Raw genomic sequence first — 26,415 nt, 5'->3', positions numbered from 1 at the left:
CATGGAAAGACACAAAATTTTATGAATTAGGCTTGATTTTTATTATCTAATTTTTTTCATCTTGTCAGAATCTAAGAAGAACATTGTGAATGTGGCACGAGAAAGAAGTACGTTTTCATCATTGAAGATAAATACCTCATATACTCCAGTTGTTCTTCCACTTGAGATTTCTTGGGCAATCCCAATCAATTTGCCACCACGACCTGGCTTAATATAATTAATTGTACCCGTAAGTGTGACGCTATCTCTTCCTGTCGCAAAGCTTGCTGCTCCGGCGACTGTGTCAGCCAAAGAGAAAAGGGCTCCACCATGGACAAAGCCATGTATATTTAAAATTTGTTCATCAATAATCATTTCTACCTTCGCAAAACCATGGCGAACTTCTGTTACACGCATGTCATTGCTTTGCAGAAATTGACTCGAACTATTTAGACGTTCCATTAAAGCCTGCATATTTTCTTCCATAAACAACCTCCAACAATGCTTTTATTATAGCATGAAATGATGTTATAATGCTTAATGTACTTAAAAAGGAGACGGATTATGGATTCAAATAATATATTTTTTAAAATCGTTGTGGGCGTTGTATTAGTTGGATACATGGCATTCATATTTTATCAAAGCTTAAAAGGTGGACTTGCCTACAAAAAGGAATTTGAAAACTTTAAAAACTCACATAAACACTACGAAACAATGGTCGATGGCGGTTATTGGATATGGGTCATGGTTGCGATGGCTGTTTTGGCATTTGTTTTGATGTTTATGGCACCAAAATTAGCTTCCAATGGACAAACGTATTATTACTATTTAGCATATGGATGTATTGGACTTGTATTTTTAGGGCTAGCCATTGATTCATATACACACCGTCGTATTTATTTCACAGAAGAAGGGTTCTTCTTTCAAGATACATATTATCGTTATCGTATGCTTGCAAATTTTGAATTTAAAAATGGTATTGTGGCACGCAACTGCAATGTGTTAATGAGCAACCGTGATAAGATCGTAGTCACAAAAAAGATTGGTGAAGCATTACAGGAAAAACAAAAAGCATTTAAAAAAGCTAAGAAAGAACGCCGAAAATAATGTTGTTTCTTTCGGATTTAGACGGAACTTTATTGGATTCAAACGGAAATGTCACAGATGAAGATGTGGAATGCATTCATCAATGGACACAAAAACATGCGTTTGGCTTTGTGACAGGAAGAGATCGTGCCTTTTGTTTGGCACTTGCCTTGAAGTATCAATTGTCCTGTGAATATATGATCACAGATAATGGAGCTAATGCCTATTATAAAGATAAGAATGTATATTCTTCTTTGATTAATTTAAGTGAAGGTATACAAATGTGTAAAGCGATTTTGGCATATAATTTGGATTTGTTTTATACAGACGAAGCGGGCAATCGCTATTATCCAATTTCATGTTATGGAAAAGAAAGACTTCATGTTTTTAAAAAGAAACAACCGAGTTTAGGCTTGTTTTCAGACGTGGATTTAATGGAATATTTAAATACACGACAATTTGGCTTAGCCAAATTGAGTGTGTATGTTGAAAAAGATTTGGATTTAATATTAAATCAATTTAGAGGATTATTTAAAAATTATGAAGTGATGGCTACTTCAAAAGATTATATTGAGATCACAAGAAAAGGCACAAATAAATGGGAAGCCTTTTGTCATTTACCTGTCGAAGATGCAATTTTTATTGGAGATGGAGAAAATGATTTGTGTGTATTGGAAAAGCTAAATGACACATATGTTATGGAACATGCACCTGAGAGTTTGAAGGCATATGGTGTGTGTGTAAAGAGTGTGGCAGAAGCCATGAATATAGAAAGCAGGAAAGAAAATGTCTAGAAAAAGAAAAAGAGGGGCGAAGGCAACAGCTGCCTCAATGGTAATGGATACATTGAAAAAAAGAGGGGCAGTGGATGAAAAGAGTGCAGTAGATGTAAGTGTATTTAAAAATTTGCCTTATGCCACTTCAACAATTAGTTATACAATTTCGAATCTAATGGAAGAGGGTGTTGTTGGTAAAACCAAGGATGAAAGATTTTATTATGATGATTTAGGATTTAAAGCTTTAGAAACAAAGTTTGTACGTGGATACTCAATGATTTTTATTGTGCCTATTGTCATTGCAATCCTTGTTTATGTTCTACAAAAAGTATTATAAAAGAGTGTCGCAGCAATGCGACATTTTCTGTAAGGAAAGGAGATTTGAATGGAGAAGCCAAAATCGTTTGTGTATATCATTTTCTGTTTAACGATTTGTCTAGCTTTTGCGGTAGGAAGTAACTACTTAATCAATACGATTACACAAGCGAATATGATATACAATTCGAATAAGCCACGTAAAATTGGTGCAACATATATGACCTACAACAATACGTTCTATTCGGTGGTCAATGAGGAAATTTCAAAAGTAGTCAAAGAACACGGGGATCAGCTGATTACTTTAGATCCAGCTATGAGTTTAAAGAAGCAGAAGGAACAAATCCAATACTTAATGGATCAACAAGTGGATGCCTTAGTGGTTACGCCAGTGGATTATGATGGATTAAAAGATTCTTTAAAGCTAGCCTATAAGAAACGTATTCCTGTGATTGTGGTGGATACGGAAGTTAAGCATAATAAATATGTGACCTATAGTATTGTCAGTGATAATTATGATGCGGGCGTACAATGCGCTAAAGATATGATGAGTAAGTTGGATCATGCCAATATTGTCTTGCTTCAACATTCGACAACTCAATCTGGTTATTTACGAATTAAGGGATTTGAGGATACGATTCAGTCCAACTCAAATTATAAAGTGGTTCAGAGAATGGAATGTGAGGGACAATTAGAGGAGGCCATGCCAAAAATGGAGTCTTTTATTGAGGAAGGAATCGAATTTGATGTAGTGATGTGTTTAAATGATCCAAGTGCAATGGGCGCTATGGCCGCACTTTCATCGAACAATATGTTGGAAGGCAAGTATGTGTATGGCATAGATGGAACGCCTGAGGCAAAAGAAATGGTGTCAGAAGGTAAAATGGCTGCTACTGTGGCACAATCGCCAAAGACGTTTGGAAAGAAGACGGGAGAAGTCATTTATAAGATGTTTTCGCAAGAAAAAATCAAGAATAAAAATGAAGTGAATCCTGTGCAAATCATCACAAAAAACAATGTTCATGATTATTCTACGGAGGGCTGGCAATGATACAAGATATAAAAAAATACAATGTATGGATTGTCTACGTCTGTATGTGGCTCTTTAGTTTTTTTACCATTTGGTACATCGCTATTGTGATGTATTATACGTTGGTGCATGTGACACAAAGTGGCTATGCCTCAGATTTTATTAAGAATATTTCCACACTTTCTAATGTTCCCATTCGATCCTTCTATATAGCGGTATTTGGTTTTATTGGATTGTTTTGTTTCGTGAGCATACGTAAAAAAATTCGATTCTTTAGTCGTCATCAAATCATTCCAATTTTAATTGAACTTGGATTGAGCCTATTGATCATGAAGAATATATCGTTTAGTGCAACGTGTATTTTATTTTTGATTATTGCGGACAGCTTACTCTATGTGGATAAACCAGTTGATCGTTCAATTTGCATCATACTCGTCTTTTTAGCTTATATGCTATCCAACTATGGATATTTATCCAACTATATTCCTATGATTTCATTCCAGGAATATTTGTCGGTGTATAATTCAAAGACACAAGGCTTGTTACTGGGGATTGAAGTGACTTTAAGCAATTTAAATATTGTGCTGTTTATAGCTTATATATTCTTGTATTTACAGAAACAAATGGATGAAACGCAGAAATTTGCGGCTTTGAATGTCGAATTAAAACGTTTAAATAATCAATTAAAAGGCTATGCGAATTTGCGAGAAAAAATGGGTGAAACCAAAGAAAGAAACCGTCTTGCCCGTGAAATTCATGATACATTAGGGCATACTTTAACGGGATTAAGTGTTGGTCTTGAAGCGTGTCGAGTGATGATTGATAAGGATGTCAATGTCACAAAAGCACAATTGGGTATTTTGGAAGAGAGCGCAAAACGCGGTTTAACCGATGTCAGACGTTCGGTGGATAAGTTGAAGCCAGATGCATTAGAGCGGTATTCTTTAAAAGAAGCATTGGATATGATGATCATGGATTATCAGAAATTGACCGATGTGACCATTCTTTATTTGTGTCATTTGCCTTTGGTGAATTTGAATGCGGACGAAGAAGAAGTTGTGTATCGTGTTGTTCAAGAAGGAATGACCAATTCAGTCAGACATGGGCATGCGACAAAAATTTATGTTTCGATTGCACAGGCAGATAATAATTTGATTATAATTATAGAAGATAATGGTCAGGGTTGTAAGGATGTCAAACCAGGATTTGGCATTCATCATTTGACAGAACGTATTGACTTACTTCAGGGAAGAATACGTTATTATGGGGTAAAAGGTTTTGAATTAATTGTAGAAATACCAATGAGAAGAGGAGAGAATAATGGTTAAAATCATGATTGCGGATGATCAGCAGCTCATTCGAGAAAGCTTAAAGATCATCTTAAATTCAGATCCGAGTTTTGAAGTAGTAAAAGTAGTGGGTAGTGGACAAGAAGTAGTGGATGCATTGGAAACAGAAAGTATAGACATTATCTTGATGGATGTGCGTATGCCAAGTATGAGTGGCGTAGAGTGTACTCGTTTGGTAAAAAAGAAGTATCCAAATATAAAGGTCATAATATTAACGACTTTTGATGATGATGAGTATATTTATGATGCATTAAAATATGGAGCGAGTGGATATCTTTTGAAGGGATGTTCTTTAGAAGAGTTGAGTTCGGCTATTCATAATGTTCTAGCTGGGGGAGCCTGTTTCAACCCGAATGTGGCGGGCAAAGTGACACAATTCTTTTCTCAGATGGCAAATTCGAATGAGGAATTTAATTTTGAACATGGAGAAGATGAACATATCGATTTGAGTGATACAGAATGTAAGATCATTGCCCAAATTGGTCATGGTTATTCAAATAAGGAAATTGCGCAAAAATTAGGCTTTAGTGAAGGGACCATTCGTAACTATTTAAGTGTGATTTTGGATAAATTAGATTTAAGAGATCGTACACAATTGGCTATTTGGTATTTATCTAGGGGGAAATAAATAATGGTGAAAAAAAGATTAAGAACTTTTTTGATAGCCATGTTAGTGTGTTGTTTGGTAGGGATATTTTATTGTACGCAAAAACCCGTTGTTTTAACGATTGGCGTATTTGCGGGTAGTAACTGGAATGTGCCAAGTCCAGATAGTGGTAAGATCATTGATAGTGCGATCAAACGGTTTGAAAAAACACATCCGAATGTTCAAGTAAAATATGTCAGTGGTATCTTGAAAGATGACTATTCGGCTTGGCTTTCAAAGGAGGCTCTGGATGGAAAACTTCCTGATGTTTTTATGGTGTTGAGTGATGATCTTTCGACGTATGCCAAAGTAGGCATGTTAGAATCACTAGATGCATACATGCAGACGGATCCTGATTTTAATCAATCGCGATATTTTTCAACGACACTCAATGCAGGTAATATTTATGATCAGCAGTATGCACTCCCTTATGAGAGTTCACCCACATTGATGTTTGTGAATAAAACATTATTAGAAGAGAATGGAATTGAAATACCCAATGTTAATTGGACGTGGGATGATTTCTATGCAATTTGCGAAAAGTTGACTGTGGATACGGATGACGATGGAGAAATTGATCAGTTTGGGGAATATGGATACACTTGGGAGAATGCTCTAAGTTCGAATGGACAGGCGTTGCTTGATGAGAAAAGCATGAAGAGTACTTTGCAGAATGAGGATGTGTATTCGTCCATTGAATTTGTGCGAAAGTTAAATCTTTTAAATCGAGGTCAGAATGTTACAAGTGAAATGTTTGATAAGGGTAAGGTTGCCTTTTGCCCAATGATGTTTAGTGAGTATAGAACATATAAGCCATATCCTTGGAGTGTTAAGAAATATTCAAATTTTGAATGGGAATGTCTTCCGATGCCGGCAGGTCCTAGTGGCTATAATGCTTCACAAATGGATAGCTTGTTATGTGGTATTAGTAAGATGTCTTCTAAGAAAAAGATGGCTTGGGAATTTTTAAAGTTACTTTGTTACGACGAAACAACGCAGGAAAGTTTATTTAAATATTCGCAGGGTGTATCGGTTTTAAAGAATGTCTCGACATCCAAAAATGTGACTAAGTATATTCAAGAAGATGCTCCATTGGATTCAAATTATAATTTGGAATTTTTTGATGATATGATGGAACAAGCAATCACGATAAAAAAACTGGATGGCTATGATCAATTGTATTCGATGGCAGATAGTGAAATTCGAAGAGTCATTGATACAAATGAGGATATTGAGCTGGCAATGCAAAATTTAAATGATGAATTGAATATATTGTTGGAGAAGCAATAACAAAATTAATTATTTATTTAGTGAATAGACCTCTAAATTTTTTAACAATCAAAAAGATTTCAGCAATGGTTAGAAGCTGATGTCTTTTTTTGTATAAATAGCTGCATAGATTTTCAAATATCTTTTATGATAAAAATTTTTTCTTGTGATGTAACCAACAGCATGGAATGCTTTCATCTTGATTTTTGAGCAGTGTCTAGTGATAGTTTTGCAGTAAAGTTCTTTGAAATTAGAATATTTGGTTAGTTTTCATGTGCCTAAAATGGTAAAAAAATCATAAGTGTGTTGTTAAAAAGTGCAAAATATTCCCTAAAATGTGCAAATATAGATATTGTAAACGCTTTCTTAGATTGATAGACTATATGCATAAATCATGATTTAATAACCATCGCTCGCATTTTTTAGAGCAGCAGTAGGTCAGCAAAAGACCAATAAGTATGAATATATTTTTTTGAGTATATTTTAATAAACATTTTTTAAGAGTATGTTATTTTTTTAATTTTCGCGCATTAGATTTAAAAAGTAGAGTTTATTTTTACTTAAATTAAAAGGTTGTTGAAATATATCATATTTATACAAATCCAGTCTATTTTTTGGAGTAGCGTTCTAAAAAATATTTGTATTGGTCTTGAACGCTTTGTTGTCAACTTCCTACTGAAACTTAACTTAAGTTTAGGAGAAGAATAAATGAAAAATAGCCAAAAAGCCTTATTGGCCTCTATGGTTACTTTAAGCCAGGGTGTGACAGCTATGGCTTCACCGGTTCGTGTTTTCGCTAATACTGAACCTGTTCAAACAAAAAATACGACTGTAAAAAAAGAAACTGCAAATGTTCCAAAGAATGGATATACATTTGTGAGTGCTCCAGTTAGTGAGCCTGTTGTAGAAAATAACACAGTCACTATCAACCATGTAAATGGTGAAAAAACTCGTATTACATTTTTAGAAAATAATTTATTCCGTTTAGATATGGAACCAGATGGAAAAGATGAAAGCTTTAAAGAATATGCTACACCTAACGATAGTAATCACACAGGTCGTATTGTTCAACAAAGCGATTCATCAAATGAATATTCAAAACCAACTCCTACAGTTACAAATGATGCAGGAGTATACACAATTGCTGTGAAAGATGGTGTATCTTTAGAAGTATCTAAAGAAGATGCTACAATGACATTAAAACGTGCAGATGGATCTGTTGTTTGGCAAGAATCACAACCCGTACAATATAAAAATGGTAGCACTGTCCAGACTTTTGTAAAAAATAGTGGTGAAAACTTCTTTGGTGGAGGAACTCAAAACGGACGTTTTATCCATACGGGAGAATCTATCAATATTGTTAACGAAAACAACTGGGTAAGTGGCGGCGTTGCTAGTCCAAACCCATTCTTCTGGTCAACAAACGGCTATGGTGTAGTTCGTAATACATTTAAAAAAGGTGTTTATGACTTTGGTAAGAAAAACAGTAACGAAGTAGAAGCAACACATTCAGAAAAACGGTTGGATGCTTATTACTTTGTAGGTGATACACCAGTAAGTGTTTTACAAGGATATTTTAAATTAACAGGAAATCCAGCTTTAATATCAGAAGAATCGTTTTATTTAGGTCACTTTAACTGTTATAACCGTGATGAATGGATCGAAGGTGGAAATACGCCATTAGAAACTGTGAATGATAAAGTAAAATATACAGAAAAAAACAATGGTGGACAAATTAAACAAGGTGGCGTTCTTGAATCATTAAACGGAACGAATGAAACAGATTATAAATTTTCAGCACGTGCTGTAATCGATCAATATGAAAAATATGATATGCAGTTAGGTTACTTCTTACCTAATGATGGATATGGTTGTGGATATGGTACAGACGATGTAAATTTGGATAATAATATCGCAAACTTAAAGAGCTTTACAGACTATGCAAACTCTAAAGGTGTTGGAACAGGTTTATGGACACAATCTTCATTAACACCAGATCCAAATCAGCCAGTGCATTTACAACGTGACTTTGAAAAAGAAGTTTACAATGGTGGAATTCGTACATTAAAAACGGATGTTGCCTGGGTTGGTTCAGGATATGACTTTGGTTTAGATGGAATCAATAAAGCTTATAACATTATTTCCAAAGCAGAAACTAAGAACAGACCAACAATCGTTACGCTTGATGGTTGGGCTGGAACACAAAGATATGGTGGTATCTGGACTGGTGACCAAACAGGTGGAAACTGGGAATATATTCGTTTCCAAATTCCAACATATATTGGTCAAAGTTTAAGTGGTAACCCTAACGTTTCAAGCGACGTTGATGGGATTTTCGGAGGAAGTTCGACTATTCAAGCTCGTGATATTCAATGGAAAACATTCACAACTATGCTTTTAGATATGGATGGTTGGGGAAGTTATCCTAAAAAACCATACGTATTCGGAGATGAAACATCATCAATCAACCGTATGTATTTAAAACTTAGATCTCAATTGATGCCTTACATTTATTCAACTGCATATACTTCTGCAAACTTAGGAGAAGGCAGTGAAAAAGGTAAACCACAAGTTCGTGCAATGTTCTTGGAATTCCCAGAAGATGCGAATACATATAGTAAAAACATGCAATATCAGTTCATGTTTGGTAAGGATTTCTTAGTGGCTCCAGTATATCAAAATACAGCAGCAGATAAGGATGGAAATGATATTAGAAATGGTATCTATTTACCAGATTCAAACCAAGTATGGATCGATTACTTTACAGGAAAACAATATCGTGGTGGAACGACGTTAAATAACTTTGATGCTCCAATTTGGAAAATGCCATTGTTTGTAAAGAATGGTGCAATTATTCCAATGTTTGAAGCGCATAACAATGCTGCGGCTAAAACGGAAACAAACAAAGGTGGAGTGGATAAATCAAAACGTTTAGTTGAATTCTATCCAGACAAAGAATCTGAATATACTCAATATGAAGATGAAGGAAATACAGTAGATAACTCTAACCTTGAAGAAGTTAACTACGGATCAAATGTAACAACTCATTACACAAGTTCTGTAAAAGATGGTAGAGCCGTATTAAGAGCAGAAGCAAGTCAGGGTAGCTACAACGGATATGATGCAAATAAAGAAACTACATTTATTGTAAATGTAAGTAAAAAGCCTACGGCATTAACAGGAAAAGTTGGATCTTCAAAGGTTGAATTAAAAGAAGTTAAATCTCAAGAAGAATTCGATAATGCAACAGGAAATGTATATTTCTACAATAAAGAGCCTAATTTAAACAAATTTGCGACAGAGGGTTCAGAATTTGCAAAGACTGAAATCAAAACAACTCCTAAATTGTATGTAAAATTCGAAAAGACAAATGTAAGCTCAAATGGAATCGAATTAACAGTAGATGGATTTGTGAATGATGGAAATTTAGATAAAGATGAATTAAATGAAAATCTTCAAACTCCTGCTAACTTTAAAGCAGACGAAGAAAACATTACTCCAACAACAATTCCTTTGAAATGGGATGCAGTTAGTGATGCGACTGAATATGAAGTAGAAACAGATGGAATGATTCAATCTGGAATTACAGAAACAAGTTATACGCATACAGATCTTGAATATCACTCTAAACATACATATCGTGTGCGTTCAAGAAATAAAGATGGGTATTCAAAATGGAGTGATCCAATCGAAGTGGAATCTGCACTAGATCCATATCGTAATGTACCAAAAGATATTAAAGTATCTTGGGATTATGGTGATGCATGGGGTAAATTGAGTAACATTTTAGACTTTGATTATGGTACATTCTTCCACTCAACAAATTCAGTGACTGAAGATCAAGGATTGATCTATGATTTGAAGAAAGTTTACGATTTAGAGCGTATTGACTATACTCCTCGTAGTGACAATAAGGGAAATGGTACTGTACAGAGAATGGATGTTTATACATCTATTGATGGTGTAAACTGGACATTATCATATGATTCAAGTAAACAAAAATCAGATTGGACATACTCTAAAGATATGTCAGATTTAGATACTAAGACTATCGATATGACAGGAACATCAGCTCGTTATATCAAATATGTTGTTAAGAAGTCAAACGGTGGATTCTTCTCAGCTGCAGAACTTCAACCATATATTGTAGATGGAAGTGAAGGATACGTTATTGGAGATACTAACAATGATGGTGTTATCGATGAAAATGATGCTACACAAATTGAAAACTATGTAGGTCTAGAAGATGGCGATCCAACTTGGGATCAGGTAAAACGTTCAGATTACAACAAAAATGGTTACTATGATGCGCAAGATATCACTCAAACAATGGTTCATTTAGATGGTGGAGTAAAAACACCTTCAAAAGCTCCAAATGGCTCTTTGATTACATCATTAGATAAGACTGATTATGCTGCAGGTGAAACAGTTACATTAACTATTTCAGGTGTAGATATGAAGAATGTTTACTCTATTGGTGGAAAAATTGGTTATAACTCAGATGATTTAACTTTCAAAGGCACATCAGCTACATTAGCTACGGCTAATATGAGAGAATATAAATTTGATCGTATAGCTTATAAGAAATCTGAAAACAATGCTGCAGTTAATAGAAATATAAACTTCACATATACAAATAGTGGAAGTAAGAAATCTATTTCAGGTACAAAAGATGTTGTAACAGTAACCTTTACTGCAAAACGCGATATTTCTTTAACACCAGACTATTTCAATGCTTCTGAATACATGTTTGTAAGTAACAACTTGAATGCAATTAATCCAACTGTTGCTAGTGAAGATATTAAAACTCCAGATGTTACAGTTTCACAAATCAAAGTACAGAGTGTACAAGGTCAAGATGAAAGTGTATTACAATCCGGAATGGGTGTAGATAAGTTGATTGATGGTAAATGGGGTGCAGATGCAAACCGTTTCGAATTCAAATGGGGAAATAATGGAGATGAAGTTCCTGCAAGAGTTCCTTATTGGGTATTATTCAACTTTGATGGGCAAAAAACAATCACAGACATGACTATTCGTGTTCGTGTAGATGGCACAAATATTAATACAGGCGCATTAAAAGACTTTGAATTGTATGCAGTTAATGGCGAAGAAGAAACAAAAATTGGAGATTATTCTATTACAGAAGTAGATTCTAAACAAGGTTTCAACATTCATTTTGATGCACCAGTGCAAGCTGAAAAAATCAAATTAAATGCAATGAACAGTCAAAATGGAATTGAATACAAATTAAATATTGATGAAGTAGAATTCTATCAAAATGAAGCTACTTATGCAGAAGATATTGTATTCGATGAAAACAATGTTTCTACAATAGGTGTAGGTCAATTAAAAGCATTTAAAGCTACAGTACTTCCAGAAAATGTAACAAACGGATTGTATTCTGTTGAAAGTGATAAACCAGAAGTTGTTTCAGTCATTCGTACAGTCGATGGTGATCACTACAACTATACTTTATATGCGAAAAAACAAGGGAAAGCTGTATTGACAATTACTTCAAATAGTACAAATAAAGAAGGCAAAAAAATTACGAAGACATTTGAAATCAATGTAGTGGCTGGTCAAGTTGTTGTCGATGATTTGAAAGCGCAATTAGATGAAGCAAATAAAGCTATCGAAAACAAGAATCTGTATACAACGGCTTCTATTGATGCATTAAAAGCAGCAGTTATAAATGCAGAATCTGTATTAAAAGATAAAGATGCGACACAAACAGAAGTGAATGCACAAACAATTAATTTATTCAAAGCAATTCAGGCTCTAGAATATAAGGGCTCTAATGAAGGACAACCAGATTGTGAAACTGAAATCACAATTGATCCAGCTAAAGTAACGGCTACTTCTGAAGCAACAATTGATGGCGATGTAGTTAAAAATGCATTTGATGGTGATACATCTACAAAATGGCATTCAAACTACGACGGACAACATCCACTTCCACAAGGCGTAACTATGGATTTAGGTGCAGAATATGATGTTCAACAATTGAACTATCTTCCTCGTCAAAATGATTACAATGGTGATATCACAAAATATATGGTTGAAACTAGTTTGGATGGTAAGGAATTCAAGACTGTTGTCGTTGGAACATTTGAACATGATGGAACTATGTTAGTCGATAAGGGTGAATTCAAGAAGGTTAAATTTGATGCAACCAAAGCTCGTTATGTTCGTTTTACAGCATTAGAATCTTTAGGTACTGAAGCAAATCAATGGGCTGCTGCTGCTGAAATCAAATTGTTTGGAGCATTGCATGAAGAAGCAATTCCTGCAACAAGTATTACGTTGGATAAAACAGAAGTAACATTAAATGTTAATGAAACAGTGCAAGTGAAGGCTACTCTTTCTCCAACTGAAACAACAGATGTTGTGACTTGGTCAAGTGAGGATGAATCAATTGCCAAAGTGGATGCAACTGGAAAAATTATAGCTGTTGCCAATGGGACAGTAAACATCATTGCGAAAGCAAATGATCAAGTTCAAGCTACAGTTACAGTTACTGTAAATGCTCCAGGTCAAGCTCAATTACAACAATTGATTGATGAAGCAAAAGAAGTAAAATATGAAAATGCTGTTCTTCAAGATGCATTGACAAAGGCGATTGCAAAAGCTACAAATGCATTAAATGATGATGAACAAGAATTACAAATGGCTTACTATGAACTTGCTGCTGAAATGTCAGAATTAGAACTTATTCAAAATAATCTTGATGAGTTGAACGGATTTGTTCAATTGGATGATTCTTTATATGTTAAAGATGACGCATTTACTCTTTTCAAAAATAAGGTTGAAATTGCTAAGAATTTAATGGCTGATCCAATCAATAAAAAAGAATTATTAAAACCTCAAATCAAAGACTTAAGCGATACTTACAAGTTATTAACTAAGTTGAATAGAGAAAAATTGACTGCAGCAATTGAATTGGCAGAACGAGTAAAAACTCAAGATTGTGTAGATAATGAAGAATTGACTGCGTTTAAGGATGCTTTAGAAGCTGCTAAGACTGCTGATCCTGCAAATAATGAAGAAATTGATGCATTAGTTAATGCATTATTAGATGCACAGGCAAATCTAAAATACAAACAAAATGGTTTAACTACACAAGATCAAAGAGATTCTATCCAATACGCAATAGATATCTTAAAAGGATTGAGCATAGAAGATTACAGTAAAGAAGATCAAGAAACTATCAAAGCTGCAATCGCAAAAGGTGAAGAAGCATTGGCTAATCCAGAATTAGATCGTGATGATGCTAACCAAGTAATCAAACAACTTGTTAAAGCGTTGGCTGTTAAACCTAATGCACCTACTACTCCAGATAAACCTGGAACAGGAAGTGGAACAGAGACTAAGCCAGGAACAGGAAGTGGAACAGAAACTAAGCCAGGAACAGGTAGTGGATCAACAACTACAAAACCTGGATCAGGAACTACAACAACTGTAAATCCTAGCAAGGGACAATCTAACGCAAATACAGGCGTTGAAAATAAAGCTGGATTGTTCGGATCATTAGGTGTTGGTGCTGCTTCTCTTGCAGGTATCGCAACGATCTTTTATCGTAAGCACGAAAATGGAAAAGGCTTAAAAAAAGTAAAAAATAAGAAGTAATCTGTAATATATTCTCCTATATTCGGAGAATATATTCTTTAAAGTAAGGTGTTGTATATGAAGTGTATTAAAAAAATAATTGTTTTACTTATGACATTTGTGATGATTACTGGATGTCAAACACATCAAGAATCATCAAAACCAGGTACAATCAAAGAAATCAACATTGATAAGATGGTGGAAAAATTTGATAATGAGGATACGTTTGTGGTGATGATTACACAAACAGATTGTGGTTACTGTAAAGATTTTCATGAACTATTGGATAACTGGCTACCTACACATAACCTAACTATCTATGAAGTTAACTTAGATCATGAAGAGAATGCGACTCCTAATGACAATTTGGCAAGGATACGTCCTTATTTTTCAAATTTTAAATATACGCCTTCTGTATATTATGTAAAAGATGGAGAGTTCGTTTCTGATTTGAATCCTCAAGTACAAACAATCACTGAATCTATGTTGAATCAATGGATCAAACAAAACAACATTTTATAACGTAAAGGGCATAGTTTTGGCTATGCCTTTTTGGAGGTATTGAGTTGAAGAAAAAATGTAAAAGATTATTATGTGTATTTTTAACACTAATCATGGTGTGTATGACACCTTATCATGTATATGCCAAATCAGATAATACAGTAGATGTTTATCCATACATTAAAAAGGCGGTTAATAAACTTGATAAACTAAATTCTTTTAAATATACAGTAGCCGATGTGTATGGAGATGGGGAAGAGTTGCGTTGTACTATTTATAATGGGGAAACACCAAGTCAATATATAGAAGTTATTAATAATTATCCAATGGATGATGGTAGTGGAGAAGTTTGTTTTAAATATATAAAGCATGACAATAATGAGTGGGCTTATGTGATTAGTGAAGAAAATTTTAAAAAGAATTTAGATTCTATTCCATTTGATAATTGGACAACAACACATCAAGATGAAGATGGAAATGTGGCAGACATTCCAAGTTTAGGTAAATCGGGCTATCGTGCGATGATATTATATGAATTGGTTGATGAAGAAAAATATTTTGCGGATCTTACCAATGAGTATGTAAAAGAGCATAAAGATGAATTAGGTGATGTGGATATTTGGACGAAGAGTTTTAATAAAGAAGCAAAAAAATTTCGAAAAGCTTGTAAAAAGGGTGTCATCACAAAAACAAAAAAGGGAAAATTATATACTGTATTGATGAAGTCGGGGAATCAAACGATTAATTTTTCTTTTAATGTAGATAAAAAAGGAAGATTGACTTCTTATTTAGTGAATAATGTTGTAAATTATGAGTTTTATGGGTTTAAATAAACATAGATTTTATTATGGACTTAGATGACGTTTTGTTGTCTAAGTCTTTTTTTGTTAAAAGTGACATTTGTCATCTAAAAGTGGTGACATATGGAAATTGAAAAGGTTTTCATATGGGTTATAATGAATGTGTATTCTATGTGATGCTCATGTTCAAAAGTCGCATAAATATGTGAAATTATGTGTAATAACACTTGAAAACGCTAACATGTTTATTATAAAATATGAGTAAGTAAGAAACGCGGAGGAAAAATAATGAAATATGTAGTTATGGTAAGTCATGGTGAATTTGCACCAGGATTACACAGTGCCGTTAAAATGATGACGGGAGATCGTGAAGATGTATTGTCTACAAGCTTAAAGGACGGAATGAGCGCAGACGAATTCGCATCTAACTTTGCTGAATTGATCAAAGATTTCAAAGCAGATGACCAAGTCATTTTATTAGCTGATATTTTGAGTGGATCTCCATTCACGAACGCATTGAATGTATTGGATCAAAAAGGATTGCTACAAAATACTTTAGTAATTGCTGGTATGAATATGCCTCTTGCAATCACTGCTGTATTAATGAAAGACAACTTTGATAATGTACAAGATTTAAAAGACACATTATTAAACGAAGGTCGTACAGGATTAACTGATTTTACAGTTGCTTCTGATGATGATGACGAAGATCTATAGGATTTGGCTATAACGCATATAGCGAAGGCATAAACAGAATAAAGGAGGACATATAATGATTAGTTTTATTCGTGTTGATGATCGTATTATCCACGGTCAGATTGTTACAAGATGGTCTAAAGAATACCCTTGTGATGGGATTATCGCAGTTAACGACAAAGCTGCAACTACACCTGTATTGACACAGTCATTCAAGGCTAGTACAGACAAGAAAGTATTTGTTTGGACAAAGGAACACTGGAGAGAAAAAGCAGAAACAGTTAAGAATTCTAATAAAAAATATTTCTTAATTACTAAAAATCCAGTGGATATGAAAGAATTGTTAGTAGACGATGGATTCGTACCTAACGATGTTAAAACCGTAGTTATCGGACCATGCAATGATCGTCCGGGAGCTACAAAATTAGGTCAAAACCAGTCAATTACTCAAGAAGAAGCTGAAGCATGCGAAGCTTTGACAAACGCTGGTTACACAGTATTATTTGCGTTATTAAAAGAAACTGCAATTGGTACTTGGGATAAATTTAGATCTAAATTTGGTTACTAATAGTGGGAATAGTAAACAGATTGAGATAAATAAAAGAAAAAGGAGAGATTTATAATGAGTTGGTTACAAGCAATTTTAATCGGACTTATGAGTTGTACAGCAGCTAGTACTATCGCTTGCTTAGGTACAACAGTAGGTAACTACACTTTGAACCGTCCTTTGGTTGCATCATTATTCGTAGGTTTGATCCTAGGTGATGTATCTGGATGTATTCAAATTGGTATTCCAATGCAGGTAATGTGGATCGCATTGGTTACACCTGGTGGAACAGTCGCATCTGACTTACGTGCCGTAAGTTACATTGGTATTCCATTGGCTTATGTTGGAGCAAAAGCTGCTGGTATGGATTTTGGAGGAACTGATGCTCGTGGTTTAGCATCTAGTATCTCAGCCATGACTGGTGTAATCGGTATTACTTTATTCTACGGAACAGCTATGATGAACCTTATTTGGCAACACTGGGGCTGGGCTCAATTGGATAAAGGAAACTTAGATTGTTTAGGAAAAGTTGATGTTGTTCTCCCACTAATTTCACACTTTGTATTATCATTCTTGCCAGTTACTTTACTTTGCTACTATGGATCTGGAGCCGTAGCTGAATTGTTCCAGAGCTTAAATACTGAAGTATGGTATGTAAAAGCCATCTTATCAGTAGGATCAGTACTTCCTGCAGTAGGTATTGGTATCTTGTTAAAATCAGTAGTATCTAAGACTTCTGACTTGATTTACTTCATGTTCGGATTCGCTTTAGCTGCTTCTATGGGATTAACATTAATTGCTGCTACAGTTGTTGGTGGTGTATTCGCATTGATTAACTACCAAATGACAATGATGAAAGCTACAGGTGCTGTTGGTGGTGCATCTACAGACTATGATGACGAGGAGGACATTTAATTATGAAAAAGATTTCTAAGAAAACATTAAATAGTTCTTTCTGGCGTTGGTGGTATGGAAACTTAACATGTTTCTCACACGAACACATGCAGACATTTGGTTACATGTGGTCAATGCTTCCAATTATTAAGGAATTATATCCTACTCGCGAAGAACAATCAGAAAAAATGACTACTTACTACCCATTCTTCAATACTGAACCTCAGATTGGATCAATCGTAGTTGGTATCACAGCTGGTTTGGAAGAAGCTCGTGCAAATGGAGCTGAAGGAATCGATGATGAAATGATTAACGGTATCCGTGCAGGTCTAATGGGACCTTTGGCTGGTATTGGTGACTCATTGATCGTTGGTACTTACATTCCTATCTTATTAGGTATTGCATTAGGTTTCGCAGAAGGTGGATCACCTTTAGGACCTTTATTCTATATCATCGTATGGAACGCAACTTCAATTTGGTTCCAAAAATTCGTATACTTCAAAGGTTATGAATTAGGTGGTAGTGCTGTTGAATTGTTAGTAGGACAAAAAGCAACTGCGTTCCGTGAATCCGTATTGGTTATGGGACAAGTTATCGTTGGTGCGATGGCAGCTTCTTGGGTATCAATTTCAACTAACTATGTAATTGCACAGGCTTATGATGCAGAAACTGGTAAATTAACAGACGTAACATTAGGATCTAAATTAGATGGAGCTTTCCCTAAGATCTTAACAATGTTATTCGTATTGTTTGCTTGGTGGTTGATGGCTAAGAAAAACATTACTCCAATTAAAGTATTGTTATTGTTCGTAGTTATCGGATTCGTAGGATCTGTTGTAGGATTCTTAGGATAATCACTTAAGACAATTAAAGGCGGGCTTAACTTGTTAGGCCTGTCTTTTTTTCTTATAATATAATAAGTATATGTATATTTGAAAAGGAGCGTTAATTATGAGTTTGAGCCGCAAAGAAAGAGATCAGCTTGCAGAAATCATCCAAAGAGAAAATGAAATGGTATTAAAAGTGGGAAGAATGGTCAGAAATGCTTTTATTCTTACACTTGCTTTTGCTGCCGTAACATACTGGGGATGGTCAGGAATGACCGATCCAATGTTTCCTAATATTCCTATGAGCGTACGCAATGTAGCTAAATGGATTGCTTTGATTGGTTTGATTTTATCGAGTTTATTTACTGTTTTAGGATTTATATCTCATAGAAATGGAAAGAAAAGTGTATTAAAGAAGATTGATTTGTACGAAGAAAAGTAAAGGTTTGTATATTTTAGTTTAATACAATTTAATTTTAACTAAAAACAACAATAAATGTGTCAATTATACACATAATTTCACACAATATAACTATACCTATCACTTTATTCTTTAGTAATATATTATTGAGCCAAAGATAGTGGCTCACTTCATAATCAAATTCCCTTTCTTAAAACTTTCTTGAGGAGCCCCGCTAAAGGGGCTTTTCATTTGCCTTTTTGAAAGTTGGACATACAAATAGTAGTTGCGATATAATAATATGGATGAAAGAAGTGTAGTTTTTATGGAAGATAAAATACGAATTATAATGTATTCAAGTGCAGATAAAGTGGATGGCCAAGGTGTGGGCAGTGCCTACGAAGAACAGGTCAATCTAATTAAAGAAGGGGCTAACGATATCTTTGAAGTGGGTATCAACAACTGGATCAAAACACCAGATATTCAACATTTCCATACAGTAGATCCTACTTTCTATGTGAAGATGCAAAATCATAGAGCTGCTAACATTGCCTATTGTCATTTTTTACCGGATACTTTAGAAGGTAGCTTAAAAATTCCGGCACCTTTATTGAATGTATTTCGTTCTTATTTGATTCAATTCTATAAGAGTGCGGATCGCTTGGTCGTTGTAAATCCTAGTTTTATTGATGCGTTAGTCGCATATGGGATTGATCGAGAAAGAATTTACTATATTCCTAACTATGTATCTAAGGAAAAATTTTATCGTAAATCCGATGATGAGTGTGCTTCCATTCGCAAAAAGTATGGTATAGACAAAGATGCTTTTGTGGTATTGGGTGCAGGACAGGTACAAACACGTAAGGGTGTACTTGATTTTGTGAATGTTGCCAAACAAATGCCGGACGTCCAATTCGTATGGGCTGGAGGCTTTTCTTTTGGACGTATTACCGATGGATATGAAGAATTGAAGAAGTTGCAGGAAAATCCACCTGAAAACTGTAAATTCTTAGGGATTGTTCCTAGAGAAGAAATGGTGGATCTATATAATATAGCGAATGTGCTTTTTGTGCCAAGCTATAATGAATTATTTCCAATGACGATTTTAGAAGCGGTGAACTTACATGTTCCATTGGTGCTTCGTGATTTGGATTTATATAAAGATATCTTATTTGATCGTTATATGCATGCCGATAATAATGAGGGTTTTAAAAATTGTCTGTTAAAATTGAAAAATGATTCAGATGTATATGTGAAGTATCAAAATGAGAGTCGTTTATTGAGTGAATTCTATTCGAAAGAACATGTATTGAATATGTGGAGAGAATTCTATTTGAGTGCTTATAAGGATAAACAAGAGGAATTATTAAATAAGAAAAAATAGGGGTTTTTATGAAAAAACAGAAGTACGTACTAAATCTGTTGCTTATTCTTGCTTTAACGGGATTTGCCCTGTGGTTTGCGCTAAAGGATAATTTTCATCAGGTTTTAAAGTGCATTTCACAAATGAATCTGTTAAGCCTTGTCATAGTCTTATTGTGGGGTGTTCTTTTTACGGCGGTCTGGGGATTTGTATACTACGTATTAGGTAGAAAGTATACGGATCATTATACGGCGGGTGAAGGGATTCTAGTGGCCTTTATTGGTTCTTTCTTTTCGGGGATTACTCCGAGTAGTACGGGTGGACAGTTTGTTCAGGCCTATATTATGAAAAAGCAAGGAATCAAAGTGAGCGATGGGGCTAGCTTGTTGTGGGCTGATTTCATTATTTATCAGACAACAATGATGATTTATGTTTCGATTCTGTTTCTCTTGCGTTTTGCGTATTACAGTGCTCAATCCGCATGGTTCAATATTATATTGTTGGGCTATATCATCAATGCAGTGGTTGTTGTAGCGTTATATACGATTGCGTTATTTCCTAGTATTTATATCAAGCTTTCGCGTATTTTAGTTAAGGTATTAACGAAACTGCATATTTTAAAGAATCCAGAAAAGACATTGGATTCTTGGACTCTACAAGTCACGAGTTTTACTCGTGAAATCAAGGTGCTAGCCAAAGATAAGAAGAGTATCTTACTTTGTGTATGTGTTAATGTGGTGCGTTTATCACTCTATTATTCTTTACCTTTTGTGATTGCGCTAGCCCTACATATTCCGTTGAAGATGAATGAATTGATTGATGTCATGGCCCTATCTAGTTTTGTGACGATGGCCAATAATTTTATTCCAATTCCCGGAGCAAGTGGTGGTACGGAAGTTGTCTTTTCATTGTTGTTTAGTGGCATGATGAAAAATTTAACGGGTGCGGTTTTAGTATTGTGGCGTTTTTCTACGTATCACATAGTGCTGATTATAGGTGGAGTTTTATTTGTGTTTGTGAAGAATCATTATGAGAGAAAAGAGAGTAAAATCAATTTAGAAGGGATGTAGTATATGCGAATCGGACTATTTACAGATGCATATTTACCGGATATTAATGGGGTTGTTTCAAGTGTGGCAACCCTTAAACACGCTTTAGAAGAGCTGGGGCATACGGTATTTATTATTACGAATCATAAGGGGACAAAGATTGTAGAAGATGAGAATGGTCATATTCTTCGTTTGCCGGGTTTTGAAATCAAGAAGTTTTATGGTTATAAGATGTCGAGTCCACTACAGTTTAGTGCGGATGCCTACATTGAAAGAATGGACTTGGATGTCATTCATATTCAGACGGAAGCGGGTGTAGGTATGTTTGGTCGTCAGATGGCGAAGGCTTTGCACATTCCTATTGTATACACGTATCATACAATGTATGAGGATTATACGCATTATTTTAATCCGCTTGATTTTGATTCGGTTGAAAAATTAGGGAAGAGTGTGATTCGTACGTTTTCTCGTGTCATGTCCAATGGTTCGCAAGCAGTGATTGCACCGAGTGAAAAGACGAAGCAGGCTTTATTGCAGTATGGTGTAATGGCACCTATTTATATCGTTCCGACAGGTTTGGATTTGTCGGAGTATGATCGTAAAAATTTAGATGAAAATAGAGTTCAAAGTATTCGTGAAGAGTTAGGTTTTACAAGTGAAGATCATATTGTGGTCTTTGTAGGGCGTATTGCCAAAGAGAAGGCAATCGAAATTCCGATTGAGGCGATTAGTAAGAATGCAGATCCACATCTACATTTAGTCATTGTGGGTGGTGGTACGGATATGGAGTATTATCAGGATTTGGCTAAGAAGTATAATGTTTCGGATCGTGTGCATTTTACGGGTAAGATTCCTAAGGAAAATATTGCCTATTATTATGCGGCTTTCGATTGTTTTGTATCCGCTAGTTTATCGGAAACACAAGGGATGACATATATTGAGGCTTTAGCGAGTGGCCTATTAGTGTTTGGTCGTCGTGATGAGGTGTTGAAGGATTTGGTGGATGAAGGCAGGTCTGGATATTATTTTGATGATGCCAATGAGCTAAGTCAAAAGTGGGATGTTTTCTTTAGTAAATCCAAAGTGGAAAGAGATGCATTAAGAGCGTATTGTATTTCTAAAACAGCGCCATATACAGAGAGTATGTTTGCGCATAAGGCTTTGAGTGTTTATAATCAGGCGATTGATGATTATAAGCGTGCCTATCATGTGGAACGAATTCGTATGGTGGATGATTTTGTTCGTTTAACTGTGATGCGTGATTGCGATAATGAACCAGTCAAAGTAATGATTCCAACGGATGATTTCTTTGATTTAAAGATCACAAAGGATACAATGTTAGATGCATATTTGATTGACAATTATTTGGATATGCAGTTATTCTATAAGGCGTTTGAGTTAATGAAGAAGCGTGTTTTCTCAAATGATTATACGTCGTATCAAATGGTGCAATATGGAAAGAAATATTTGGGTCTAGATGAAGATCAGGCTTTGGATATTATTCATGAATTTATGGAACGTCATTGGATTGACGATAAGGAGTATGCCTTTGATAAGGCGCAGGCTTGGCATTCGTATGGTCAGCCTAAAATGCAGATTTGTCAAAAGCTAAAAAGAGCGGGCATCGTGGATGATGTCATCGAGGATGCTTTGGCAAGTTTGGATGTGGAAACAGAGCGTAGTAATGCGATCAAATTGGCTCGTCGTTTAGCGCATTCGCTAAAAGAGCAGTCGAGTCGCATGCAAAGGCAGACGCTAGTGAATAAGTTAGTGACGAAGGGATATTCGTTTGAATTGGCGAAACAAGTGTCGGAGTCGATTGAACTGGATGAAAATGATGATGAGGCATTACAAAGAACGATTGCGAAAGCGAAACGTTTATATGCGACGTTTGATCAGCCTAAGCGTAATCAGAAGATTCAGACGTATTGTGTTCGTAAAGGATTTAATATATCAGCTATAAAAGAGGTTTTGGAAGGGGAAAGTGAATGAGAATTAATGAGATTACTCAGGAACAAAAAGTAAATATTAAGTGTTTGATTTCAAAGTGTGACAAAGGAAAAACCGTGAAAGATACTCCTTATTTGTCTTTGATTTTAGAGGATGCAACGGGTGTATTGGATGCGAAATTTTGGAATTTAACGAATGCGCAGATTGAGCAGTATAAGGCGGGTCAGATTGTTGAGATATTTGGGGATTCGATCATTCATAGAAATGCCGTTCAGTTAAGAGTGAGAAAAATGGTGGTCTTAGAAGGCGAAGATATTTCGGATTATGTAAGATTAGCGCCTATGTCTCGTACTGAAATGGAAGAAGAAGTAAAGACTTTGATGAATGAGATCACGGACTCAAATCTATATTGTGTGGTTGAAGAAGTATTAGAAGAAACGAAGGATTTATTCTATACATATCCGGCGGCCACAAGAAATCATCATAATTTTGTGGGAGGACTTGCCTATCATTCAATTAGTATGGCGCGTGTAGGACTAGATATTTGTCGCCAATATCCATTCTTGGATAAGGGGTTATTGGTTGCGGGTATTTTGATGCATGATGTTGGAAAGATTGATGAGCTGAGTGGTCCAGTTCTTCCTGAATATACAAATGAGGGGAATTTGTTGGGGCACATTAGTATTATGAATAATCGTTTGGATCGTGTGGCTGAAAAGCTGGGTGTAAACGATAAAGAGTGTGTTTTATTGTTGAAGCATATGGTTTTGGCGCATCATGGAAAGATGGAGTTTGGATCTCCTGTCCTTCCTATGATTCCAGAAGCGGAAGTGTTAACTTTATTAGATAATCTAGATGCGCGTATGTATATGATGAAACAGAGTTTAGATACAACGCAGCCAGGTCACTTTGGTCCTCGTGTCTTTGCGTTAGAAGGTCGTATGATTTATCATCGAAAAGGAGAGAATCAAGAATGAAGATAGGTTTTGTATCATTGGGATGTTGTAAAAACTTAGTGGATTCTGAACAGATCATGGGTATGATCAAGAGGGGTGGTCATGAAATTGTGGCCAATCCTAAGGATGCACAGGCTATTATTGTGAATACTTGTGGCTTTATTGAGAGTGCCAAAGAGGAGAGTATCAATGCGATTTTCAAGATGGCTCAATATAAAGAGAGAAACTTAGAGAAGTTGATTGTGTGTGGTTGTTTGGCTCAAAGATATACAGAGACTTTAAGGGAAGAGATTCCTGAAATTGATGCGGTTATCCCAATTCGTGAGTATGATACTTTGGCTAGTCAGCTACAGAAGTTATTAGGTTCAGATACATTATTGGATAAGGCAGAACGTGTGATTACGGGAAATCCTTGGCAGGCGTATGTAAAGATTAGTGATGGTTGTTCAAATCGTTGTGCGTATTGTGCAATTCCTTTGATTCGTGGAGATCAAAAGTCTCGTACAATTGAGGATATTATGGAAGAGGTCAACTATTTGGCAAGTGTGGGTGTGAAAGAATTAACTTTGATTGCCCAAGATACAACGAAGTATGGTTTGGATAATTATGGCGAATTGATGCTTCCTGAATTACTACGTCAAGTATCTAAAGTAGAGGGGCTTCATTGGATTCGTGTTCTGTATATGTATCCAGATGAAATTGTGGATGATGTATTGCTGGCTATGAGTGAGAGTGAAAAAATTGTTCCTTATTTTGATATTCCTATGCAGCATGCGAACAATCGTTTGTTGAAATTAATGAATCGTAGAGGACCAAAAGAGGATGTATTAAAGGTTGTGGATAAGATTCATACAATGTTTCCAAATGCGACTTTGCGTACAACTATGATTGTTGGTTTCCCTACAGAAACGGAAGAAGAGTTTGAAGAACTTGTGGATTTCATTAAGGAAATTAAGTGGGATCGTATGGGTGCTTTCGCATATTCGAAGGAAGAAGATACACCTGCTTATGATATGGATGGTCAGATTGATGAAGAGATTCAAAATGAGCGTTTGGCTAGATTGATGGCGGTGCAGGAAGAGATTTCAAAAGAAAAGAATCAGGAAAAGATTGGTAGGGTCATTGAAGTTCTTGTTGAGGAAAAAGAAGGTTTGGTCGATCGTTATCGTGGAAGAAGTGCTGCGGATGCACCGGATGAAGTGGATGGTCAGGTCATCTTTACAAGTGATGAACCATTGGAGTTGGGTTCTTTCGTGAAGGTGAAGATTACAGGTGCCAAATCTTATGATGTTTACGGTACATGTGTAAGCGAATAGTTGGATTGGATCCCATTGTATTTGAGGATTCGAGAATATTGATTGTGGGTTCTATGCCAAGTGCAATTAGTTTGAAGGAACAGATGTATTATGCGAATAAAAATAATCGGTTTTGGAAGATATTAAAAGAAATCTTTCAAACAGAAGACAAGATTGAATTATTAAAAGCATCGCATATTGCACTTTGGGATATTTGTCATTCGTGTATAAGAAAGACGAGTGCGGATAGTGAAATCAAAGATATTGAGCCAAATGATATACAGGGATTGTTGGATAGATATAAGAATATTGAGAAGGTAATTTGTAATGGAAGGACAAGTCATAATACAATGCAGAAGTATTTTCCGAATATTGAAACGGTATATTGTCCTTCGACTTCAAGTGCCAATGCACAATTTTCGTTAGAACAATTGATTGAAATATATAAGAAGGAGTTTTATGAATAAACTATATTGGGCAAAAGTAAAGGCGGATGCGAAGGTTCCGCAAAAGCGTTATGAAGATGCAGGGTATGATTTATATCCTTGTTTTGAAGAAGATTATATGGTGATTGAGCCTCATGAAACGAAGTTAGTTCCATTGGGTGTAGCAAGTGCATTTGATCCAGAGTTTGTGATGATTTTAAAAGAACGTGGTTCAACTGGAACAAAGGGGATTGCACAAAGAAGTGGCGTGATTGATTCGGGTTATCGTGGAGAATATATGGCTCCAGTTACAAATTTGAATACAAAGCGTGTGGTTATTAAAAAGCAAGATGTAGAGTATAAGGAAGATGCAATTATTTATCCTTATGAAAAAGCGATTTGTCAGGGTGTATTATTGCGTATGCCTCAATTAGAAAGTGAAGAAATTTCTTTTGAGGAACTTCAGTCTATGGAATCTGAGAGAATGGCTGGAAAACTAGGAAGTTCAGGAAAATAGTGAAATGGATCTATTGTCATAAGGACAATAGATCTTTTTTTACGCTTTTGGCTTTAGCCAGTTGAGTGCGAAGTACGAAACGACAAAACCACCTGCTATGCGGGTGGTATCAAAAAAATGTTATACAAAATAATCAC

23 protein-coding genes are annotated in these 26,415 nt (G+C 35.3%); 22 read left to right on the top strand and 1 reads right to left on the bottom strand.

What is annotated here, in order from left to right; translation table 11 throughout:
• Positions 1 to 42: 42 nt before the first annotated feature.
• Positions 43 to 465: a PaaI family thioesterase gene (locus LJE08_RS07385; RefSeq protein ID WP_227402820.1), complete on the bottom strand. Its 423-nt coding sequence runs from the start codon at positions 463 to 465 to the stop codon at positions 43 to 45.
• 78 nt (positions 466 to 543) lie between these two features.
• Here LJE08_RS07385 and LJE08_RS07380 point away from each other — a divergent pair, with 78 nt between their 5' ends.
• The 22 genes from LJE08_RS07380 (at position 544) to LJE08_RS07275 (ending at position 26,278) form a co-directional block, all read left to right on the top strand.
• The gene (locus tag LJE08_RS07380; protein WP_217256347.1) at positions 544 to 1,086 is read left to right on the top strand and encodes a hypothetical protein; all 543 of its coding nucleotides are present in this window, start codon (positions 544 to 546) and stop codon (positions 1,084 to 1,086) included.
• The gene (locus LJE08_RS07375; RefSeq protein WP_227402819.1) at positions 1,086 to 1,859 is read left to right on the top strand and encodes an HAD hydrolase family protein; all 774 of its coding nucleotides are present in this window, start codon (positions 1,086 to 1,088) and stop codon (positions 1,857 to 1,859) included. Before LJE08_RS07380 ends, LJE08_RS07375 begins: the two co-directional genes overlap by 1 nt.
• On the top strand, positions 1,852 to 2,178 hold the full coding sequence (locus tag LJE08_RS07370; RefSeq protein ID WP_227402818.1) for a hypothetical protein: 327 nt from the start codon (positions 1,852 to 1,854) through the stop codon (positions 2,176 to 2,178). Before LJE08_RS07375 ends, LJE08_RS07370 begins: the two co-directional genes overlap by 8 nt.
• A gap of 48 nt (positions 2,179 to 2,226) precedes the next feature.
• Positions 2,227 to 3,207, top strand: a complete 981-nt coding sequence (locus LJE08_RS07365; protein ID WP_186998873.1) for a sugar ABC transporter substrate-binding protein — start codon at positions 2,227 to 2,229, stop codon at positions 3,205 to 3,207.
• Positions 3,204 to 4,514, top strand: a complete 1,311-nt coding sequence (locus LJE08_RS07360; RefSeq protein ID WP_217256349.1) for a sensor histidine kinase — start codon at positions 3,204 to 3,206, stop codon at positions 4,512 to 4,514. Before LJE08_RS07365 ends, LJE08_RS07360 begins: the two co-directional genes overlap by 4 nt.
• Complete coding sequence (locus LJE08_RS07355; protein ID WP_217256350.1) at positions 4,507 to 5,163, top strand: response regulator transcription factor; 657 nt, start codon at positions 4,507 to 4,509, stop codon at positions 5,161 to 5,163. The genes LJE08_RS07360 and LJE08_RS07355 overlap by 8 nt, the downstream gene beginning before the upstream one ends.
• Before the next feature lie 3 nt (positions 5,164 to 5,166).
• Positions 5,167 to 6,471 carry an ABC transporter substrate-binding protein gene (locus LJE08_RS07350; protein ID WP_227402817.1) on the top strand — a complete coding sequence of 435 codons (1,305 nt, stop codon included), beginning with the start codon at positions 5,167 to 5,169 and terminating at the stop codon, positions 6,469 to 6,471.
• A 687-nt stretch (positions 6,472 to 7,158) separates the two neighbouring features.
• The gene (locus LJE08_RS07345; RefSeq protein ID WP_227402816.1) at positions 7,159 to 14,079 is read left to right on the top strand and encodes a discoidin domain-containing protein; all 6,921 of its coding nucleotides are present in this window, start codon (positions 7,159 to 7,161) and stop codon (positions 14,077 to 14,079) included.
• Positions 14,080 to 14,136: 57 nt separating this feature from the next.
• The gene (locus LJE08_RS07340; protein WP_227402815.1) at positions 14,137 to 14,580 is read left to right on the top strand and encodes a hypothetical protein; all 444 of its coding nucleotides are present in this window, start codon (positions 14,137 to 14,139) and stop codon (positions 14,578 to 14,580) included.
• Between the two features lie 44 nt (positions 14,581 to 14,624).
• Positions 14,625 to 15,392 (top strand): hypothetical protein, encoded by a 768-nt coding sequence (locus LJE08_RS07335; protein WP_227402814.1) that lies wholly within the window; start codon positions 14,625 to 14,627, stop codon positions 15,390 to 15,392.
• A gap of 255 nt (positions 15,393 to 15,647) precedes the next feature.
• Complete coding sequence (locus LJE08_RS07330; RefSeq protein WP_186998871.1) at positions 15,648 to 16,076, top strand: PTS sugar transporter subunit IIA; 429 nt, start codon at positions 15,648 to 15,650, stop codon at positions 16,074 to 16,076.
• 55 nt (positions 16,077 to 16,131) lie between these two features.
• The gene (locus LJE08_RS07325) at positions 16,132 to 16,623 is read left to right on the top strand and encodes a PTS sugar transporter subunit IIB (protein ID WP_003866136.1); all 492 of its coding nucleotides are present in this window, start codon (positions 16,132 to 16,134) and stop codon (positions 16,621 to 16,623) included.
• Positions 16,624 to 16,677: 54 nt separating this feature from the next.
• Positions 16,678 to 17,517 (top strand): PTS sugar transporter subunit IIC, encoded by an 840-nt coding sequence (locus tag LJE08_RS07320; protein ID WP_227402813.1) that lies wholly within the window; start codon positions 16,678 to 16,680, stop codon positions 17,515 to 17,517.
• 2 nt (positions 17,518 to 17,519) lie between these two features.
• Positions 17,520 to 18,350: a PTS system mannose/fructose/sorbose family transporter subunit IID gene (locus LJE08_RS07315; protein ID WP_117925592.1), complete on the top strand. Its 831-nt coding sequence runs from the start codon at positions 17,520 to 17,522 to the stop codon at positions 18,348 to 18,350.
• A 97-nt stretch (positions 18,351 to 18,447) separates the two neighbouring features.
• A complete protein-coding gene (locus tag LJE08_RS07310) occupies positions 18,448 to 18,765 on the top strand; it encodes a hypothetical protein (protein ID WP_186998868.1) in 318 nt (105 codons plus the stop codon).
• Positions 18,766 to 19,024: 259 nt separating this feature from the next.
• Positions 19,025 to 20,107, top strand: a complete 1,083-nt coding sequence (locus LJE08_RS07305; protein ID WP_227402812.1) for a glycosyltransferase family 4 protein — start codon at positions 19,025 to 19,027, stop codon at positions 20,105 to 20,107.
• 8 nt (positions 20,108 to 20,115) lie between these two features.
• A complete protein-coding gene (locus LJE08_RS07300; RefSeq protein WP_117925595.1) occupies positions 20,116 to 21,156 on the top strand; it encodes a lysylphosphatidylglycerol synthase transmembrane domain-containing protein in 1,041 nt (346 codons plus the stop codon).
• Between the two features lie 3 nt (positions 21,157 to 21,159).
• Positions 21,160 to 23,127, top strand: a complete 1,968-nt coding sequence (locus LJE08_RS07295) for a RecX family transcriptional regulator (protein WP_117925596.1) — start codon at positions 21,160 to 21,162, stop codon at positions 23,125 to 23,127.
• Positions 23,124 to 24,062, top strand: coding sequence for a 3'-5' exoribonuclease YhaM family protein (locus tag LJE08_RS07290; RefSeq protein WP_117925597.1), 939 nt, complete (start codon positions 23,124 to 23,126; stop codon positions 24,060 to 24,062). The genes LJE08_RS07295 and LJE08_RS07290 overlap by 4 nt, the downstream gene beginning before the upstream one ends.
• On the top strand, positions 24,059 to 25,357 hold the full coding sequence (rimO, locus tag LJE08_RS07285; protein ID WP_117925598.1) for a 30S ribosomal protein S12 methylthiotransferase RimO: 1,299 nt from the start codon (positions 24,059 to 24,061) through the stop codon (positions 25,355 to 25,357). Before LJE08_RS07290 ends, rimO begins: the two co-directional genes overlap by 4 nt.
• Positions 25,342 to 25,803, top strand: coding sequence for a DNA-deoxyinosine glycosylase (locus LJE08_RS07280; RefSeq protein ID WP_117925599.1), 462 nt, complete (start codon positions 25,342 to 25,344; stop codon positions 25,801 to 25,803). Before rimO ends, LJE08_RS07280 begins: the two co-directional genes overlap by 16 nt.
• Positions 25,796 to 26,278 (top strand): dUTP diphosphatase, encoded by a 483-nt coding sequence (locus LJE08_RS07275; protein WP_117572489.1) that lies wholly within the window; start codon positions 25,796 to 25,798, stop codon positions 26,276 to 26,278. The genes LJE08_RS07280 and LJE08_RS07275 overlap by 8 nt, the downstream gene beginning before the upstream one ends.
• Positions 26,279 to 26,415: the final 137 nt, after the last annotated feature.

It is taken from the genome of Holdemanella sp. DFI.5.55 (assembly GCF_020593575.1).
Lineage (GTDB): Bacteria > Bacillota_I > Bacilli_A > Erysipelotrichales > Erysipelotrichaceae > Holdemanella > Holdemanella hominis.
The sequence above is the reverse complement of the archived record's forward strand: the minus strand, read 5'-3'. Positions and strand labels throughout refer to the sequence as shown.

What these genes read in the sequence shown, in the direction of transcription:
- LJE08_RS07385 (WP_227402820.1), bottom strand. Translation starts at nt 465, where the DNA reads ATGGAAGAAAATATGCAGGCTTTAATGGAACGTCTAAATAGTTCGAGT.
- LJE08_RS07380 (WP_217256347.1), top strand. Translation starts at nt 544, where the DNA reads ATGGATTCAAATAATATATTTTTTAAAATCGTTGTGGGCGTTGTATTA.
- LJE08_RS07375 (WP_227402819.1), top strand. Translation starts at nt 1,086, where the DNA reads ATGTTGTTTCTTTCGGATTTAGACGGAACTTTATTGGATTCAAACGGA.
- LJE08_RS07370 (WP_227402818.1), top strand. Translation starts at nt 1,852, where the DNA reads ATGTCTAGAAAAAGAAAAAGAGGGGCGAAGGCAACAGCTGCCTCAATG.
- LJE08_RS07365 (WP_186998873.1), top strand. Translation starts at nt 2,227, where the DNA reads ATGGAGAAGCCAAAATCGTTTGTGTATATCATTTTCTGTTTAACGATT.
- LJE08_RS07360 (WP_217256349.1), top strand. Translation starts at nt 3,204, where the DNA reads ATGATACAAGATATAAAAAAATACAATGTATGGATTGTCTACGTCTGT.
- LJE08_RS07355 (WP_217256350.1), top strand. Translation starts at nt 4,507, where the DNA reads ATGGTTAAAATCATGATTGCGGATGATCAGCAGCTCATTCGAGAAAGC.
- LJE08_RS07350 (WP_227402817.1), top strand. Translation starts at nt 5,167, where the DNA reads ATGGTGAAAAAAAGATTAAGAACTTTTTTGATAGCCATGTTAGTGTGT.
- LJE08_RS07345 (WP_227402816.1), top strand. Translation starts at nt 7,159, where the DNA reads ATGAAAAATAGCCAAAAAGCCTTATTGGCCTCTATGGTTACTTTAAGC.
- LJE08_RS07340 (WP_227402815.1), top strand. Translation starts at nt 14,137, where the DNA reads ATGAAGTGTATTAAAAAAATAATTGTTTTACTTATGACATTTGTGATG.
- LJE08_RS07330 (WP_186998871.1), top strand. Translation starts at nt 15,648, where the DNA reads ATGAAATATGTAGTTATGGTAAGTCATGGTGAATTTGCACCAGGATTA.
- LJE08_RS07325 (WP_003866136.1), top strand. Translation starts at nt 16,132, where the DNA reads ATGATTAGTTTTATTCGTGTTGATGATCGTATTATCCACGGTCAGATT.
- LJE08_RS07320 (WP_227402813.1), top strand. Translation starts at nt 16,678, where the DNA reads ATGAGTTGGTTACAAGCAATTTTAATCGGACTTATGAGTTGTACAGCA.
- LJE08_RS07315 (WP_117925592.1), top strand. Translation starts at nt 17,520, where the DNA reads ATGAAAAAGATTTCTAAGAAAACATTAAATAGTTCTTTCTGGCGTTGG.
- LJE08_RS07310 (WP_186998868.1), top strand. Translation starts at nt 18,448, where the DNA reads ATGAGTTTGAGCCGCAAAGAAAGAGATCAGCTTGCAGAAATCATCCAA.
- LJE08_RS07305 (WP_227402812.1), top strand. Translation starts at nt 19,025, where the DNA reads ATGGATGAAAGAAGTGTAGTTTTTATGGAAGATAAAATACGAATTATA.
- LJE08_RS07300 (WP_117925595.1), top strand. Translation starts at nt 20,116, where the DNA reads ATGAAAAAACAGAAGTACGTACTAAATCTGTTGCTTATTCTTGCTTTA.
- LJE08_RS07295 (WP_117925596.1), top strand. Translation starts at nt 21,160, where the DNA reads ATGCGAATCGGACTATTTACAGATGCATATTTACCGGATATTAATGGG.
- LJE08_RS07290 (WP_117925597.1), top strand. Translation starts at nt 23,124, where the DNA reads ATGAGAATTAATGAGATTACTCAGGAACAAAAAGTAAATATTAAGTGT.
- rimO (WP_117925598.1), top strand. Translation starts at nt 24,059, where the DNA reads ATGAAGATAGGTTTTGTATCATTGGGATGTTGTAAAAACTTAGTGGAT.
- LJE08_RS07280 (WP_117925599.1), top strand. Translation starts at nt 25,342, where the DNA reads ATGTGTAAGCGAATAGTTGGATTGGATCCCATTGTATTTGAGGATTCG.
- LJE08_RS07275 (WP_117572489.1), top strand. Translation starts at nt 25,796, where the DNA reads ATGAATAAACTATATTGGGCAAAAGTAAAGGCGGATGCGAAGGTTCCG.